We start from the raw sequence: 16,916 nt of genomic DNA on the forward strand, positions 1-16,916 counted from the left end.
GGCGGGGGTGGGGGCGTTCAGCTGGGGGGCGGTGGGGGCCCGGCCGCGCCGCCGCCCAGCCGAACCGACCGGAGCGCAGACAAGGCGACGCATGTCTCACCCCGCACCTTCCCGACCACCCGGCGTGCCTGCCGCCCGCAGGTCCGAGCCGCCGCCCGTGCACGGCGCCGTCATCTGCGTCGCCGCGCCCTGTCTGGTCATCTCGCCGGAGCACGGCCAGCTGACGGGGCGGGGGATCGACGGCATCTACCGCTCCGGTCGGCGACTGCTCTCCCGGTGCGTGCTGCGCGTCGGCGGGCGGGACCCGGTGACCGTCCAGGGGCGCAGCCTCGGCGCGGACCGGGCCGCCTTCACCGCCACGGTGCGCACCGGTGCCGAGCCCGGCCCCGACCCGGACGTCGGCGTGGAACGGGTCCGCCACGCGGACGGAACCGAACGGATCACCCTGCGCAGCTTCACGGCCCGGCCGCTGCGTCTCTCCGTGGAGGTTCTGCTCGGCACAGACCTGGCGGAGCTGGCCGCCGTGGCCGCCGGCCGGGCCGGGCCGGAGCTGCCCGCCGCGGTGCATGCCGCCGGGCTGCGCTGGACTACCGGCGACGCCGAGGCGGTCACCGTCGCCGACCCGCCGCCGGACGACGCGCTGGCCTCGTCCGGGCTGCTGCGCTGGCAGCTCGAACTCGGACCCGGTGAGTCCCGCACCATCGAGCTGCGGACCACGCAGGACCGCGCCGCCCGGGCACCCGCCGGGCAGGTGGCCAACCCGCTCGCCGACGCCCGGGCCGAAGGGGACGACCCGAGAGCCGAGGCGTGGTTCCTGGCCAGCGTCGAGGACCTCAGGGCGCTGCTCCTCAGGGATCCCGCCGAGCCGGGCGACGCCTTCGCGGCGGCGGGGGTGCCGTGGCGGCTGGGGCTGGCACCCGCGGAGTCCCTCTGGGCCGCCCGGATGGCCTTGCCGCTCGGGACCGGACTGGCCGCGTCGACCCTGCGGATCCTGGCCCGCAACCAGAGCGACGGACGCGGGCCCGACGCGGGGAAGATCCCGGGACCCCTGCGGGGGGCGGGCCCGCAGCTCCCCCCGGGGTGCACGGGCACGGAGGCGACCCTGGCCTTCCCGGCGGTGCTCGCCGAAGCCCGGCTCTGGGGGATGCCGGAGGAGGAGGTGGACCGGCTGCTCCCCGCCGCCGAGCGGTGCCTCGACTGGCTGCGGGGCGCTCTGGGCGAGGACGGCTTCCTGGCCGATCCGGAGCCGGGGCCCCGGCGTTGCGAGACCCAGGCCCACGCCCACCGGGCCGCTCTGCTCGGCGCCGATCTCCTTTCCGCATGCGGGCGGCCCGGCGCCGAGGAGTGGCGGCAGTGGGCGGCCGCGCTGCGGGAGCGGTTCCGGGCCGAGTTCTGGATCGACGGCCCGGACGGTGGCCGGCCCGCGGCGGCCCTGCATCCCGACGGTCGGCCGCTGCCCCGGCTGACGGGGGCCGCAGCCCACTTGCTCGACACAGGCCTCCTCGGCGGCGGCCGGCTCGCCCCGGGGCTCCTGGACCGGGCCCGCACCGAGCAGTTGGCCCGGCTGCTCGGAGCACCCGTCATGGACTCCGGATGGGGACTGCGGAGCATGGCGGCCAGGGAGCCGGGACACAATCCGTTCGGCCACCGCTCCGGTGCGGTGCGGGCGTACGAGAGCGCCGTGGCGGTGGCCGGACTGGCCCAGGCGGGCTTCGAGAAGGAGGCCACCGGCCTGCTCCGGGGCCTGCTGGACGCGGCGGAGAGCTTCGGGTACCGGCTGCCGGAGATGTACGCGGCCGAGCAGCGCACCTCCGGCAGCGCCCCACTCCCGCACCCGGCGGCCTGCCGCCCGGCCGCTGTGGCCGCGGCGGCCGGGGTGCACGTCCTGACCGCCCTCGCCGGGATCCGCCCCGACGCCCCTGCGGGTACGGTCGCCCTCGCCCCACTCCCCGGCGCACCTCTCGGCGCACTGCGCCTCTCAGGCCTGCGCGTGTCGGGGGAGCCCTTCGCCGTCCGGATCAGCCGGCTCGGCCTCGGCATGGTGGAGGAGGCCGCCGATGCGCTCGTACTGGGAGGCTAGCGTCCACTCCAGCCTCTTCGAGGCCACCAAAGCGCTGTTTATCGTCAGGCAGACGACTATGATCGCGGCATGTCGCCCTACGACCCGTCGGCCTTTCCGCCCTTCGCCGTCACCGTCGACCTGGTCGTGCTCACCGTGCGGCGCCACGCGCTCTGCGCGCTGGTCGTCCGCCGGGGTGAGCAGCCGTTCCAGGGGCGCTGGGCGCTGCCCGGCGGATTCGTGCGCGGAGACGAGGACCTGGCGGCGGCCGCCGCCAGGGAACTCTCCGAGGAGACCGGCCTGTGCGCGCACGACCCCGCCATGCCGGGCGTGGGCAACGGGGCCCATCTCGAACAGCTGGCCACTTACGGTGATCCGAAGCGGGATCCGCGGATGCGCGTCGTCAGCGTGGCGCATCTGGTGCTGGCTCCCGACCTGCCTGCGCCCCGGGCCGGCGGAGACGCCAACAGCGCCCGCTGGGCCCCTGTCGACGAGCTGCTGGAATCCGAGGACCAGGAGTCCGCGGGGCTCGCCTTCGACCACGCCCGGATCCTCGACGACGGTGTGGAGCGGGCTCGTTCGAAGATCGAGTACTCCTCCCTGGCCACCGCCTTCTGTCCGCCCGAATTCACCGTCGGTGAGCTGCGCCGGGTCTACGAAGCCGTCTGGGGCGTGGCCCTCGATCCGCGGAACTTCCACCGCAAGGTCACCGGGACCCCCGGGTTCCTGGTGCCGGCCGGAGGGACGACGACCCGTCAGGGCGGGCGCCCGGCCCAGCTGTTCCGCGCGGGCGGGGCCACCCTGCTCAATCCGCCGATGCTGCGTCCGGAAGTCTGACGCCGAGACGCCGGTACCGGTACCGGCACGGGTCCCGGCTCCCGCTCCGACGGCAATATCGGCATCCCATCGGACCGGTTGCGCTGTAAATCGGACATATCGCGTTATCTTGCTTGGGGTACGCACCGTGCCGCAGAGCGGTCTCACCCCCCGCGAGAGAAGCGATGCTCCAGGCCATCGGACTCACCAGCAACCCCCGCCCCGACGCCCCGCCCCGCGTGGACGACCTCACGTTCGAGGCCCGCCCGGGGAGCGTGACCGCCCTGCTCGGCGAGCCGGGATCGGGCAAGACCACCGCGCTGCGGCTCATGCTCGAACTCGAACCGGGCCGCGGCGTCACCTACTTCCGCGGCCGTCCGCTGCACCGGATCCCGCACCCGAGCCGCGAGGTCGGCGTGCTGCTCGGCGATGTCCCCGGCAACCCCGCGCGCACCGTACGCAACCAGCTGCGGATGCTCTGCGCCGCCGCAGGGGTGCCGGCCTCCCGAGCCGACACCATGCTGGACGTCGTCGGTATCGCGGGCTTGCGCGACCAGAGGCTCGGATCGCTCTCCCTGGGCATGGAGCGAAGGGTCGCGCTGGCCGCGGCGCTGCTCGCCGACCCGTGCACCCTGCTCCTGGACGAGCCCGCATCCGGACTCTCGCCCCGCGAACGCGGCTGGTTGCACGGGCTGCTGCGCGGCCACGCCTCCCTCGGCGGAGTGGTGCTGTTCACCACGGACGACGCCAAAGAAGCGGCCCGCAGCGCCGACCGGGTCGTCAGCATCGAGGCGGGCCGCCTCGTCGCCGACCAGGACGCCGCCGAGTTCGCCCGGACCAGGCTGCGGCCGCGGGTCGCCGTGCGCACCCCGCACGCGGCCCGGCTGGCCGACGTACTGGGCCGGGAGGCCCGGGCCGCCCAGCGCGCCGTGGAGATCGTGGCGGAGAGCGGCAGCCGCCTGTCGGTGTACGGCAGCAACTGCGCCGAGGTCGGCGAGGCGGCGTTCCGGCACGGGGTGCTCGTCCACCAGCTCGCCGACGAGACCGGAGACGCCGGCGCTCCCGCGCCACCGGTTCCGCACGCGCGCGCCGAGGCAGCCGGACCCCTGCCCGCTCCCGGCGATGCCCCGAGCGAGGCGTCGGGCGAGGTCTCCGGCGGGCGGCCCCGGCGCGCTCGCTCCGGGCGACCCGCGTCTGCCGTGCGCCGCGTCGGCGGACCACTGCGGCCGCTGCGCTACGAACTGCTCCGGGCCTTCGGGACCGCCACCCCCGTCCTCACCACCGCGCTCGTCGTCGCCGTCTCCGTCCTGACCGCCCTGGTGCTGGCCCGCGCCGGGCACACTCCGCAGAACCGGCTGCTCGCCGCCTGGCCCGAGCTGTTGCCCCTGCCGCCCGCGGCCCTCGGCGCCGGTCTGCTCGGCGCCCTGGCCTTCGGTGAGGAGTACCGCTATCCCGCCCTCGCCGCCGATCGCGGCACCGTGCCCCGCCGGATGGGACTGCTCGCGGCCAAGCTCGGCGTCTGCGCCCTGCTCGCCCTGCTGCTGGGCGCCCTGGTGGTGGTGGCCGATGCCGGCGCCCTGGCGCTCGTCTTCGACAGCGGCCCGCTGCGCACCCCCGCGCGGTGGCTCTCCCCTGCCGCGAGCTGGGCCGGGCTGCTCGTCGGCTGCGCGTGGGCCGGCGTCCTGGCCTCGGGTGTCTTCCGGTCCGCCACCGCGGGCCTGGCCGCGGTGCTCGCGGTGCCGGTGATGGTGGTGCCCCTGGTGCGCAAGGTGCTGGAAGGCCCCTCCGCGTACCCGGTCACCGGCCTCGGGCCCCGGCTGCGCGGCCTGACCTGGGTGCAGTGGCCCCCCGAAGCGGACCGCCTGGTGATGGGGGCCTTGCGGGTGATGGCCCAACCCGTCGGCACCGCACTGGTGTTGTCGCTGATGGTCCTGTTGTGCGCCTATGGGTTCACCGGACTGCGCAGCAGGGTCCGTTGGTGATCGTTTCGGTACGCAGTGGGTCCGGACGGGACCGTTGGAGTCCGCGTCGCGTGACGCGGACCGCAACTCCCTGCAAAAGGCCCGGTTCTTTACGATAAGTCGTCAATTGCGTAGGTGGCACCGATCACCCTTTCGTGTGCTTTTCACCAAAGACCTCAAGGGTGATGGAGGCACGGCCGACAAAGGATTCGTGAGTACCCTTGCGCACACCATGATGACCGCCGCCCGCCATGCCGACTCCGGCCTCGCCGGCCCGGGCGAACTCGACCGCTACCCCTACGCGGAGGCCCCCGGGCCCGACCGCGTCGGAGCGCCCCACTGGGACGGCGCCGACGTCGAGTTGAGCCGGGTCGGCCGCCGCGCGGCCGGCAGCCGCGGCCGCGGACTGCACGGCCAACTCGTCCAGCAGCTCGGCCAGATGATCGTCTCCGGCGACCTCGGAGCGGACCGCCCGCTGGTCCCCGAGGAGATCGGCCAGCGCTTCGAGGTCTCCCGCACCGTCGTTCGCGAATCGCTGCGGGTCCTCGAGGCCAAGGGCCTCGTCAGCGCCCGCCCGAACGTCGGCACCCGGGTCCGTCCGGTCGCCGACTGGAACCTGCTCGACCCCGACATCATCGAATGGCGGGCCTTCGGCCCCCAGCGCGACGACCAGCGCCGCGAGCTCGGCGAGCTCCGCTGGACCATCGAGCCGCTCGCCGCCCGCCTCGCCGCCGGCCACGGCCGCCCGGACATCCAGCAGCGCCTCGCCGACATGGTCGAGATCATGGGCCACGCCCTCGGTCAGGGAGACTCGATCACCTTCGCGCGCGCCGACAACGAGTTCCACGCGCTCCTCATCCAGGTCGCCGGCAACCGGATGCTGGAACACCTCTCCGGCATCGTCTCCGCCGCGCTCCAGGTCTCCGGCAGCCCGGTCACCGCCTGTGACCGGCCCAGCGAGGCCTCCGTCGCGCACCACGCGCGGATGGTCGAGGCCCTCGCCGCCGGTGACGCGACGGGCGCCGAGAACGCCATGCGCCAGCTGCTGACGGTGCATCCGGAGGTCGAGCGCGTGGTCCCCGCCCCGCGCGAGCACTGACGGGCGGACGCGCGGGGGCGCGGGGGTGCACGACGTGTCGCCGGGCCCGGTCGGGTCCGGCGACACCGGCGTGCGGCGCTCTGTTCCGGCCCCGCCGGAACCACGCGTATGACCCTATGACCGGCATTGGCGCATACGGGGTGTGACTCGGGCCACGAAGATTGGGCGTAACGCTCCGCGAGGTCACGCGATGACCTAAGAGGTGATGGCCGACGGAGGGAAGACAGCAGCCCTTGGGGGTGCTGTGCAGCTCCCCGGCCCCTGCCCGCGCCGCCGGCCCATCCCCAGTCGGTGGTCGTCGGCTCCGGTCCAGCACCACCAGGCCCGGGGTCGGAAGCCGTTTCCATCGTTCCGAGAGGTTGTTCGTGTCGGCCAGCACATCCCGTACGCTCCCGCCGGAGATCGCCGATTCCGAGTCTGTGATGGCGCTCATCGAGCGGGGCAAGGCCGAGGGGCAGATCGCCGGCGATGACGTGCGTCGGGCCTTCGAGGCTGACCAGATTCCTGCGACCCAGTGGAAGAATGTTCTGCGCAGCCTCAACCAGATCCTCGAGGAAGAGGGTGTGACGCTGATGGTCAGTGCCGCGGAGTCGCCCAAGCGCACCACCCGCAAGAGCGTCGCAGCGAAGAGCCCGGCCAAGCGGACGGCCACTGAGCCCGTAGCCAAGAAGACGGCGGCGAAGACGACGGCAGCGCAGCCCGCAGCCACCGCGGAGACCGCGGCCCCGGCGGCCGGGACGGCGGACCAGGAGACCGCGGACGCCCTCGCGCAGGAGCCCGGAACGGAGCCCGCCGCGAAGAAGACGGCGGCGAAGAAGACGGCGGCCAAGAAGGCCGCGCCCGCCAAGAAGGCCGCCGCCAAGAAGACGGCGGCGAAGAAGACAGCCTCCAAGAAGGACGCCGACGCGGCCGGTGACGAAGAGACCCCGGACGAGGGTCCCGACGCCGCCAAGGCCGAGGCCGACGAAGAGGAGGAGGGCGGCGAGAACAAGGGCTTCGTCATCTCCGACGACGAGGACGACGCTCCCGCCCAGCAGGTGGTGGTCGCCGGCGCCACCGCCGACCCGGTCAAGGACTACCTCAAGCAGATCGGCAAGGTCCCGCTCCTCAACGCCGAGCAGGAGGTCGAGCTCGCGAAGCGCATCGAGGCGGGCCTGTTCGCCGAGGACAAGCTGGCGAACTCCGACAAGCTGGCGCCCAAGCTCAAGCGTGAGCTGGAGATCATCGCCGAGGACGGCCGCCGCGCGAAGAACCACCTGCTGGAGGCCAACCTCCGCCTCGTGGTCTCCCTCGCCAAGCGCTACACCGGCCGCGGCATGCTCTTCCTGGACCTGATCCAGGAAGGCAACCTGGGCCTGATCCGCGCCGTCGAGAAGTTCGACTACACCAAGGGCTACAAGTTCTCCACGTACGCGACGTGGTGGATCCGGCAGGCGATCACCCGCGCCATGGCCGACCAGGCCCGCACCATCCGCATCCCGGTGCACATGGTCGAGGTCATCAACAAGCTGGCCCGCGTCCAGCGCCAGATGCTCCAGGACCTGGGCCGCGAGCCCACCCCGGAGGAGCTGGCCAAGGAACTCGACATGACCCCCGAGAAGGTCATCGAGGTCCAGAAGTACGGCCGCGAGCCGATCTCCCTGCACACCCCGCTCGGCGAGGACGGCGACAGCGAGTTCGGCGACCTGATCGAGGACTCCGAGGCCGTCGTCCCGGCCGACGCCGTGAGCTTCACGCTCCTGCAGGAGCAGCTGCACTCGGTGCTCGACACCCTGAGCGAGCGCGAGGCCGGCGTGGTCTCGATGCGCTTCGGCCTCACGGACGGCCAGCCCAAGACCCTCGACGAGATCGGCAAGGTCTACGGGGTCACGCGTGAGCGCATCCGCCAGATCGAGTCGAAGACGATGTCGAAGCTGCGCCACCCGTCCCGCTCCCAGGTGCTGCGCGACTACCTCGACTGACGGGCGGCGGGACCGGCCGCGATGCCGACGGCGGGTGGCCGCGCGGGTGCGCACGGCCACCAGGCATCCCACTCTGGGTGGAGTCATGCACACTCGGAGTCAGGAGGCCTCATGCGTCGTCCCTTTGCCCGTGCTCTGGCGGGAGCGCTGACCCTGGCGGCGGGAGCGGCCGCGGCCCCGCTGGCCCAGGCGCCGCAGGCGGCCGCGGACAGCGTGGTGATCGGCGGGAAGCCGGTGAAGGTGGCCGACCACCCCTGGGTCGTCGCCCTCGCCAGCCGTGACCGGTTCGGGGGTACGCGGGGCGGGCAGTTCTGCGGGGGCGTCATCGTGGCACCGGCGAAGGTGCTGACCGCGGCCCACTGCCTGGGGCACGAGGTGCTGGGCGGCCCGGTCGAGTCGGTCGAGGACTTCCGGGTGATCGCCGGGCGTACGGAGCTGCGGGCGACTGACGGCCGGGAGATCGCGGTCCGCTCGGCCCGGGTCAACCCGGACTACGACCCGGGCAGCAATGCCGGGGACCTCGCCGTCCTGGAACTCGCCGAGGCCGTGCCGGCCCACCACGTGCTCCCCCTGGCCGGAGCGGGGCATCCCGCTTACGCGGTCGGGACCGAGGCGGCCGTGTACGGCTGGGGCGACACCAGCGGATTCGGTGACTACGCGTACGCACTGCGCGCCGCGCCGGTGACCGTGCTGCCGGACGAGGTCTGCGGGCGGGCCTACCCCGGGGACGCGGACGGGCAGTACCGGGCGGATTCCATGGTGTGCGCGGGCGACGACGGGGGCGGCAAGGACGCCTGCCAGGGCGACAGCGGGGGACCGCTGGTCGCGCAGGGGCGGCTCATCGGCCTGGTGTCGTGGGGGCGCGGCTGCGGGCGCGCTGACAGCCCGGGTGTGTACACGCGGATCGCACCGCTCGCCGACTTCGTGACGGGCCCGGAGAAGGCCGCGCAGCCCGCGGGGGTCCAGGACATCGCCCCGGGCACCCGGAGGGCGTACGGGGCGAGTGCAGGGCCCGTACAGGGGCATCGCACGGAGTAGTGCCCTGTGTGGCAGTCCGGCCCCGGACATGAGGACGGGCGGCATCCCTGGGTCACAAGGGTGCCGCCCGTCGACCGGCCTGGCCGGTCCTGGCTCGTCGGATGCGAGGTATAGGCCTTGTGTCAGCGGTCCTCGGGTTCGGCGGCATTGGCAGCCGGAGCGGACGTGAGCCGCTCGGTCTCATCCTGTATTTCCGCGGCGATCTTCTTGAGTTCCGGCTCGAACTTGCGACCGTGGTGGGCGCAGAAGAGCAGTTCACCGCCGCTCAGCAGGACGACGCGCAGATATGCCTGGGCGCCGCAACGGTCGCATCGGTCAGCGGCCGTCAGCGGGGTCGCGGGTGTCAGAACAGTAGTCACGTCGCCTCTTCTCTAGCTCGACGAGCTGTCGTACCAGGGTCAACATCCAACCAGGCCGAAAACGTTCCCGCTCGCGGCTTTTCCTCGAAACTTCCTTCCGAAGCTGGCCGGCTGTTGCCGGTTGGCGGCGAAGGAGCCGTATTGCGTTGCTTTACGGTTTCGCGTTGTCAGTCGTTCGCTTGTGCAGTTCCATCCTCCCCCGGCGGGAGTGCCAGGTTGTTCATGAGGACGTGCCCGAACCCTAAATGGTTCATGCCTGGAAGGGAACGTGATGTTTCCTTCACCCCCACGGGGGATCGAACATCCGTGCGGATCTGGACTAGGCTGAGGAACGCGCGAGGGTGGCGTTGCATCGGCTCTACCTGGCCTCGGTACCCTTCGACCGGCAACCGAGCCACCCCTGCGCCCGACCGGGCCAGAAAAGAAATTCAGCGAGGAGCGAACTGCGTGACCGCCGACACGTCCGTGCCTTCCAGCGCGCTGCTGTCCGGAGCAGACCGGGACGGTTCCAACTACACCGCGCGGCACCTGCTCGTCCTCGAAGGGCTGGAGGCCGTCCGCAAGCGCCCCGGCATGTATATCGGCTCGACCGACAGCCGAGGCCTCATGCACTGCCTCTGGGAGATCATCGACAATTCCGTCGACGAGGCCCTGGGCGGCTACTGCGACCACATCGAGGTGATCCTCCACGAGGACTCCTCCGTGGAGGTCCGCGACAACGGCCGCGGCATCCCCGTGGACGTCGAGCCCAAGACCGGCCTGTCCGGCATCGAGGTCGTCATGACCAAGCTGCACGCCGGCGGCAAGTTCGGCGGTGGCTCGTACGCGGCCTCCGGCGGCCTGCACGGCGTCGGCGCCTCCGTGGTCAACGCCCTCTCCGCCCGCCTGGACGTCGAGGTCGACCGCAACAGCGCCACCCACGCCATCAGCTTCCGCCGCGGCGTCCCCGGGATGTTCACCGAGCAGGGCCCCGACAGCCCCTTCGACCCCGCCAACGGCCTGCGCAAGATCAAGCGGATCACCAAGGGCAAGACCGGCACCCGGGTCCGCTACTGGGCGGACCGCCAGATCTTCCTCAAGGACGCCCGGCTCAATCTGGAGACGCTCTACCAGCGAGCCCGCCAGACGGCCTTCCTCGTCCCCGGCCTGACCCTGGTCGTCCGCGACGAGCGGGGCGTCGACGGGGCCGGCAAGACCGAGGAGACCTTCCGCTTCGACGGCGGCATCAGCGAGTTCTGCGAGTACCTCGCCCAGGACAAGGCCGTCTGCGACGTGCTGCGCCTGACCGGCACGGGCACCTTCAAGGAGACCGTCCCGGTCCTCGACGACCGCGGCCACATGACCCCCACCGAGGTCACCCGCGAGCTGGGCGTGGACATCGCCCTGCGCTGGGGCACGGGGTACGAGACCAACGTCAAGTCCTTCGTGAACATCATCGCCACCCCCAAGGGCGGCACCCACGTCTCCGGCTTCGAGCGCTCGGTCGCCAAGACCGTGAACGAGGTGCTGCGCTCGGCCAAGCTGCTGCGGGTCGCCGAGGACGACGTGGTCAAGGACGACGCGATGGAGGGCATGACGGCCGTCGTCACCGTCCGCCTCGCCGAGCCGCAGTTCGAGGGCCAGACCAAGGAGGTGCTCGGCACCTCGGCGGCCACCAGGATCGTCGCCGCCGTGGTCGCGAAGGAGCTCAAGGCCTTCCTGACCTCCACCAAGCGGGACGACAAGCAGCAGGCCCGCTCCGTGATGGAGAAGATCGTCGCGGCCGCCCGGACCCGGATCGCGGCCCGTCAGCACAAGGAGGCGCAGCGCCGCAAGACCGCGCTGGAGACCTCCTCGCTCCCCGCCAAGCTGGCCGACTGCCGTAGCGACGACGTGGAGCGCAGCGAGCTCTTCATCGTCGAGGGCGACTCCGCCCTCGGTACCGCCAAGCTCGCCCGGAATTCGGAATTCCAGGCGCTCCTGCCGATCCGCGGCAAGATTCTCAATGTCCAGAAGTCGTCGGTCTCGGACATGCTCAAGAACGCCGAGTGCGGGGCGATCATCCAGGTCATAGGAGCCGGCTCGGGCCGGACCTTCGACATCGACGCGGCCCGGTACGGCAAGATCGTCCTGCTCGTCGACGCCGATGTGGACGGCGCGCACATCCGCTGCCTGCTGCTGACGCTCTTCCAGCGGTACATGCGCCCGATGGTCGAGGCGGGCCGGGTCTTCGCGGCCGTGCCGCCGCTGCACCGGATCGAGCTGGTCCAGCCGAAGAAGGGCCAGGACAAGTACGTCTACACGTACTCGGACAACGAACTGCGCCAGACCCTGCTGGAGTACCAGCGCAAGAACATCCGGTACAAGGACTCGATCCAGCGGTACAAGGGCCTCGGCGAGATGGACGCGGACCAGCTGGCGGAGACCACCATGGATCCCCGCTTCCGCACCCTGCGCAGGATCAACATCGGCGACCTGGACTCGGCCGAGCAGGTCTTCGACCTGCTCATGGGCAATGAGGTGGCCCCGCGCAAGGAGTTCATCACGAGCTCCGCGGCCACCCTGGACCGCTCGCGCATCGACGCCTGAGCGGTCAGGCCGCCCGTCCGGTTCCACGGCACACCGGTGCTCTTCGTTCCATCACCTGAAGGAGTGAAGAGCACCGGGACACCAGTCCGGAAAGCGACCATTGAGCCCATCCTTGTGGGCACGCGGCCAATGCGGCGGCGGACAAGGAGAGTTCGGTGGACAAGCACGAAGGTCGTGATGCCGGAACGATCCGGCTGGACGACCCCTGGTACGACGCGCTGGCCGTCGGCTGGGGCGAGGGCGAGGGCGAGGGAACGTCCCCGCCGGGGCCGGCCTCCGGCGGTCGCCCCGCGCCCGGCGCGTCCGACATCTACCTCGAAGTGCAGCGCAGCGCCGCCTTCCAGGAGGTCCGCAGCCGCTACCGCAGGTTCGTCGTCCCCGCGACCGCCGGCTTCTTCCTCTGGTACGTCGCCTACGTGGTCGCCGCCACCGCGGCGCCCGGCCTCATGGCCCGGCCCGTGGCGGGCGCGGTCAACGTGGCCATGCTGGCGGGGTTCGCCCAGTTCCTCAGCACCTTCCTGCTGACCTGGGCCTACGCCCGGCACGCGCGGCTGCGCCGGGACCGGGCCGCGCTCGACCTGCGCTGGACCGTCTTCGAGCAGGAGCGCGACCAGGTACGGAACCGGGCGAGGGAGGCCGGCCGGTGACCACCGAGCACCAGACCCTCGCGCTGATCCTGTTCAGCGTCTTCATCGCGGTGACCCTGGGCATCACCACCTGGGTCAGCCGGAACCGGCACGGGTCGGCGGAGGAGTTCTACGCGGGCGGACGGTTGTTCTCCCCACTGGAGAACGGTTTCGCCATCGCGGGCGACTACATGTCCGCCGCCTCCTTCCTGGGCATCTCCGGGCTGATCGCCCTCTTCGGCTACGACGGCCTGCTGTACTCGGTCGGATTCCTCGTCGCCTGGCTGGTCGTGCTGTTCCTGGTCGCCGAACTGGTCCGCAACTGCGGGCGCTTCACCCTCGCCGACGTGGTCGCCGCCCGGATGAGCGAGCGGCCGGTGCGTATCGCGGCGGGCACCTCCTCGGTGGTCGTCTCCGTGCTCTACCTCGTCGCGCAGATGGTCGGGGCGGGCAGTCTGGTCGCCCTGCTGCTCGGCAGTTCGAGCGCCACGGCCCGGACGCTCACCGTGGTCGGCGTCGGCGCCCTGATGGTGGTCTACGTGTCCTTCGGCGGGATGCGGGCCACGACCTGGATCCAGATCGTGAAGGCCGTGCTGCTGATGGGCGGGGCGATCACCCTGACCGTGCTCGTGCTGCTGCGCTTCCACGGGAACTTCGACCAGCTGCTCACGACCGCCGCCGACCGCAGCGGGCACGGCCTGCGGTTCCTGAGCCCCGGCCTCAAGTACGGCGGGGACTGGACCGCCCGCGTGGACTTCATGAGCCTCGGACTCGCGCTGGTCCTGGGCACCGCCGGGCTGCCGCACATCCTGTCGCGCTTCTACACCGTGCCCACCGCGCGGGCGGCGCGCCGGTCGGTGGTGTGGGCGATCGCGCTGATCGGCGGTTTCTACCTGATGACCATCGTGCTCGGCTTCGGGGCGGCCGCGCTGGTGGGCCCGGACGAGGTGCGGGCCTCCAACGCCTCCGGGAACACGGCCGTTCCGCTGCTCGCGGCCTTCCTCGGCGGCGGCGCCGACTCCACCGGGGGTGCGGTGCTGTTCGCCTTCGTGGCGGCCATCGCCTTCGCCACGATCCTCGCGGTGGTCGCCGGGATCACCCTGGCCTCGTCGGCGTCCGTCGCGCACGACCTGTATGCCTCCCTCAAGCGGCGCCACGCCAGGCAGCGCAGCGAGGTAGCCGTGGCCCGGGTCGCGGCCGTCGGCATCGGGGCGGTGGCGATCGCCCTCGGGCTGCTCGCCCAGAACCTCAACGTGGCCTTCCTGGTGGGCCTGGCCTTCGCGGTGGCCGCCTCGGCCAATCTGCCGGTGCTGCTGTACTCACTGTTCTGGCGGGGCTTCACCACGCGGGGAGCCGTCTGGGCGGTGTACGGCGGCCTGATCCCGGCGGTGCTGCTGGTCGCGCTCTCGCCGGTGGTCTCCGGGAGCCCCGAATCGCTCTTCCCGGGCGTGGACTTCCAGTACTTCCCGCTGCAGAACCCGGGCATCATCTCGATTCCCCTGGGCTTCCTGGCGGGCTGGCTGGGCACCGTCACCTCCGGTGAGGAGGCCGACGAGCGCAAGCACGCCCAGACGGAGGTGCGCTCGCTGACCGGGGCCGGAGCGGTCTGAGCGGTTCAGGACCGGCTTGCTCAGGACCGGCTTGCTCGGACCAGCCTGCTCAGAACCGGCCTGCTCAGGACCCGTCCGACGGGAGCCACGTGTAGCGGTGCTCGGGGCGGCCGGTCTCGCCGTAGCGCAGGGCCAGGCTGACGCGGGCGGAGCGTTCGAGGAGCTTGAGGTATCGCTGGGCGGTCTGGCGGCTGATGCCCGCGCGGTCGGCGATCTGCTGGGTGGACAGCGGGCCGTCGGCGGACCGCAGGACCTGGCGGACCAGTTCCGCGGTGGTGGGGGAGTGGCCTTTGGGGAGGTCGTTCGGGGATCCGGCGGCGGCGAGGGCGCCGAAGATCCGGTCCACTTCTGCCTGTTCGGCCTCACCGCCGGTCTCCAGGGCGCGGCGCAGCGTCCCGTACGCCTCCAGCTTCGCGCGCAGGCCGGCGAAGGTGAAGGGTTTGACCAGGTACTGGAGGGCGCCGAGGCGCATCGCGGCTTGCACGGTGGCCAGGTCGCGCGCGGCCGTGACCATGATCACGTCGGTGCGGTGGCCGAGCTGGCGCAGGCGGCGCACCAGGTCGAGGCCGTTCTCGTCCGGGAGGTAGTGGTCGAGGAGGATCAGGTCCACCCGGTGGGCGGTGAGGAAGTCGAGGGCCTCGGCCGCCGAATGGGCCTGCGCGACCACCCGGAAACCGGGAACCTTCGCCACGTACGCCGCGTTGATCCGGGCAACACGCATGTCGTCGTCGACGACCAATACGTGGATCGGGGTCTCGTTCATCGCAGGGCCTCCGGGAGTACGACGGAGAACTCCGCCCCTCCGTCCGCTGTCTCGCCGGCCCGGGCGCTGCCGCCCTGCCGCTCCGCGAGGCGGCGTACGAGGGCGAGGCCCAGCCCGCGCTCGCGGTGGGCCCTGGGCTGCTTGGTCGACCAGCCCTCCGTGAAGATCTCCTCGCGGCGCGCGGCAGGGACCCCGGGGCCGCTGTCGCGCACGAGGAGCACGGCCGTGCGGCCTTCGGCGCGCAGCTCCACCTCGACCAGGGGCGCCGTCGAACCGGCCGCGGCGTCCAGAGCGTTGTCCACCAGGTTGCCGAGGATCGTGACGAGGCCGCCCGGGTCCACGACGCGGTCGGGCAGGAGGGTGGCCGCGGAAAGCCGCAGGGGGACGCCACGCTCGGCGGCCACCGTCGCCTTGCCCACGAGGAGGGCTGCCAGCAGGGGGTCGTGGACCTTCTCGGTGACCTGTTCGGCGGTGGCGCGGTGGACTCCGACGACCTCGGTCACGAACTCCACTGCCTCCTCGTGCAGGCCCAGCTCCAGCAGGCCGAGGAGGGTGTGGAGGCGGTTGGCGTGCTCGTGGTCCTGGGCGCGCAGGGCGTCGATCAGGCCCCGGGTGGAGTCGAGCTCGCGGCCCAGGTGCTCCAGTTCGGTGCGGTCGCGCAGGGTGGCGACGGCGCCGCCGTCCTCGGTGGGCATGCGGTTGGCGACCAGGACACGTGGGCCCTGGACGGTGACCAGGTCCCGGCCGGTGACGCGGCCCGACAGGACGTCGGTGGTGCGGCCCGCGCCGAGTACGTCGTCCAGCGGGCGTCCGGTGAGGGAGTCGGCGTTGTCCGGCGTGAGGCCGAGCAGCCGGGCGGCCTCGTCGTTGACGAGCCGGACCCGGCCCTCCCGGTCGAGGGCGATCACGCCTTCGCGGATGGAGTGCAGCATCGCCTCGCGTTCGGCGAGCAGTCCGGCGATGTCGGAGAAGGCCAGGTCGCGGGTCTGGCGGTGGATCCTGCGGGACAGCAGGTAGGCGGCGAGCGCGCCGACGGCCAGGGCTCCGCCCGCGTAGGCGAGGAGGCCGGGGATGGCGCCGAGCAGCCGGTCCCGGACGCTGTCGTAGGCGATGCCCACCGAGACCGCGCCGACGATCTCGCCGTCGGCGGCCAGGAGCGGGACCTTGCCGCGGGCCGAGCGGCCCAGGGTGCCCTCGTCGATCTCCATGACCTCGCGGCCGGCCAGGGCGTCGCCGGGGTCGGTGGAGACGGGCAGCCCGATCCGTCCGGGGCTGGGGTGGGAGCGCCGGATGCCGTTCAGGTCGATGACGACCACGTACTCGGCTCCGGTGGCCCGGCGGATCCGCTCGGCCGAGGACTGTACGGGGCTGTCCGCCGAGGCGCGGGAGTCCAGGAGGTCGGCGGCCAATGAGGGGTCGGCCGCGGCGCTCTGCGCGATGGCCAGGGCGCGCCGCATGGCCTGGTCGTCCAGCTGCGCGCTCAGCGGGGCCAGGAACAGGCCGGTCGCCAGCGCGACGACCCCGCCGGCGATGGCCAGCTGGGTCAGCAGGATCTGGGAGACGGCCCGTCTGGGCAGCCCGAGGCGCCGAGCGCTCATGAGGAGGAACCGCATGAGTAGCAACGGTAGGTCGGCTCGGGCATAAGCGGAATCTCCACGGTGCACGCAAATCGCTCGTGTGATGTGCCCAGCTGCCGTGGACGGCGGAGCCTGGAACGACCCCTGGCTGCCGCAGCCCGCTCGCACTGGGCGACGTACGCCGCCGACCGGCAGGACGGCGATCCGGATTCCATGCTCACCCTCTACCGGACTCCGCTCGGGCTGCGCCGCGCGGCGCTGGCTTCGGCGGAGACTCGCTGGAGTGGCTGCCCGGGCCGCCCGGGGTGCTGGCCCTCGCCCGTCCCGACGGTCTGGTCTGCGTGGTCAGCCTGTCCGGGGAGGCGGCTGCGCTGTCGGCCCACTCGACGCTCTGCTGGCCGGCTCCGCCCTGGACGACACGGGGCTGCTCCCGCAGGACAAGGCGGTCTCGCTGCGGACCTGACGCCGCGCTCGGACCG

Annotated in this window: 12 protein-coding genes; 9 read left to right on the forward strand and 3 right to left on the reverse strand. The window is 72.4% G+C overall.

The genetic code is table 11. The features are described from left to right. Nucleotides 1-91 precede the first annotated feature (91 nt). The 6 genes from ACGFYQ_RS38515 to ACGFYQ_RS38540 all read left to right on the forward strand — a co-directional run bounded on the left by ACGFYQ_RS38515 (nucleotide 92) and on the right by ACGFYQ_RS38540 (nucleotide 8,934). Nucleotides 92-2,080 (forward strand): glycogen debranching N-terminal domain-containing protein, encoded by a 1,989-nt coding sequence (locus ACGFYQ_RS38515; RefSeq protein WP_393751466.1) that lies wholly within the window; start codon nucleotides 92-94, stop codon nucleotides 2,078-2,080. A gap of 69 nt (nucleotides 2,081-2,149) precedes the next feature. Then, a complete protein-coding gene (locus tag ACGFYQ_RS38520) occupies nucleotides 2,150-2,896 on the forward strand; it encodes an NUDIX domain-containing protein (protein ID WP_393751468.1) in 747 nt (248 codons plus the stop codon). 164 nt (nucleotides 2,897-3,060) lie between these two features. Further along, the gene (locus ACGFYQ_RS38525) at nucleotides 3,061-4,857 is read left to right on the forward strand and encodes an ATP-binding cassette domain-containing protein (RefSeq protein WP_393751470.1); all 1,797 of its coding nucleotides are present in this window, start codon (nucleotides 3,061-3,063) and stop codon (nucleotides 4,855-4,857) included. Between the two features lie 190 nt (nucleotides 4,858-5,047). Next, nucleotides 5,048-5,935 carry a FadR/GntR family transcriptional regulator gene (locus ACGFYQ_RS38530; RefSeq protein WP_393751472.1) on the forward strand — a complete coding sequence of 296 codons (888 nt, stop codon included), beginning with the start codon at nucleotides 5,048-5,050 and terminating at the stop codon, nucleotides 5,933-5,935. Nucleotides 5,936-6,294: 359 nt separating this feature from the next. Next, complete coding sequence (locus ACGFYQ_RS38535; protein WP_393751474.1) at nucleotides 6,295-7,896, forward strand: RNA polymerase sigma factor; 1,602 nt, start codon at nucleotides 6,295-6,297, stop codon at nucleotides 7,894-7,896. Nucleotides 7,897-8,007: 111 nt separating this feature from the next. Then, a complete protein-coding gene (locus ACGFYQ_RS38540) occupies nucleotides 8,008-8,934 on the forward strand; it encodes a serine protease (protein ID WP_393751476.1) in 927 nt (308 codons plus the stop codon). A 122-nt stretch (nucleotides 8,935-9,056) separates the two neighbouring features. Here the strand turns inward: ACGFYQ_RS38540 and ACGFYQ_RS38545 are convergent, their stop codons facing one another. Beyond that, nucleotides 9,057-9,293 (reverse strand): hypothetical protein, encoded by a 237-nt coding sequence (locus ACGFYQ_RS38545; RefSeq protein WP_215019552.1) that lies wholly within the window; start codon nucleotides 9,291-9,293, stop codon nucleotides 9,057-9,059. 447 nt (nucleotides 9,294-9,740) lie between these two features. Between ACGFYQ_RS38545 and ACGFYQ_RS38550 the strand changes: the two genes are divergently transcribed. The 3 genes from ACGFYQ_RS38550 to ACGFYQ_RS38560 all read left to right on the forward strand — a co-directional run bounded on the left by ACGFYQ_RS38550 (nucleotide 9,741) and on the right by ACGFYQ_RS38560 (nucleotide 14,097). Then, the gene (locus ACGFYQ_RS38550) at nucleotides 9,741-11,861 is read left to right on the forward strand and encodes a type IIA DNA topoisomerase subunit B (RefSeq protein ID WP_393751478.1); all 2,121 of its coding nucleotides are present in this window, start codon (nucleotides 9,741-9,743) and stop codon (nucleotides 11,859-11,861) included. A gap of 155 nt (nucleotides 11,862-12,016) precedes the next feature. Continuing rightward, a complete protein-coding gene (locus ACGFYQ_RS38555) occupies nucleotides 12,017-12,508 on the forward strand; it encodes a DUF485 domain-containing protein (protein ID WP_393751480.1) in 492 nt (163 codons plus the stop codon). Continuing rightward, on the forward strand, nucleotides 12,505-14,097 hold the full coding sequence (locus tag ACGFYQ_RS38560; protein ID WP_393751482.1) for a cation acetate symporter: 1,593 nt from the start codon (nucleotides 12,505-12,507) through the stop codon (nucleotides 14,095-14,097). Before ACGFYQ_RS38555 ends, ACGFYQ_RS38560 begins: the two co-directional genes overlap by 4 nt. Before the next feature lie 64 nt (nucleotides 14,098-14,161). Here ACGFYQ_RS38560 and ACGFYQ_RS38565 read toward each other — a convergent pair whose 3' ends face one another. Continuing rightward, the gene (locus tag ACGFYQ_RS38565; protein WP_393751484.1) at nucleotides 14,162-14,860 is read right to left on the reverse strand and encodes a response regulator; all 699 of its coding nucleotides are present in this window, start codon (nucleotides 14,858-14,860) and stop codon (nucleotides 14,162-14,164) included. Further along, nucleotides 14,857-16,458, reverse strand: coding sequence for an ATP-binding protein (locus ACGFYQ_RS38570; protein WP_393751487.1), 1,602 nt, complete (start codon nucleotides 16,456-16,458; stop codon nucleotides 14,857-14,859). The genes ACGFYQ_RS38565 and ACGFYQ_RS38570 overlap by 4 nt, the downstream gene beginning before the upstream one ends. Between the last annotated feature and the right edge of the window lie 458 nt (nucleotides 16,459-16,916).

Source organism: Streptomyces sp. NPDC048258, from assembly GCF_043201995.1.
Classification (GTDB): Bacteria; Actinomycetota; Actinomycetes; order Streptomycetales; family Streptomycetaceae; genus Streptomyces.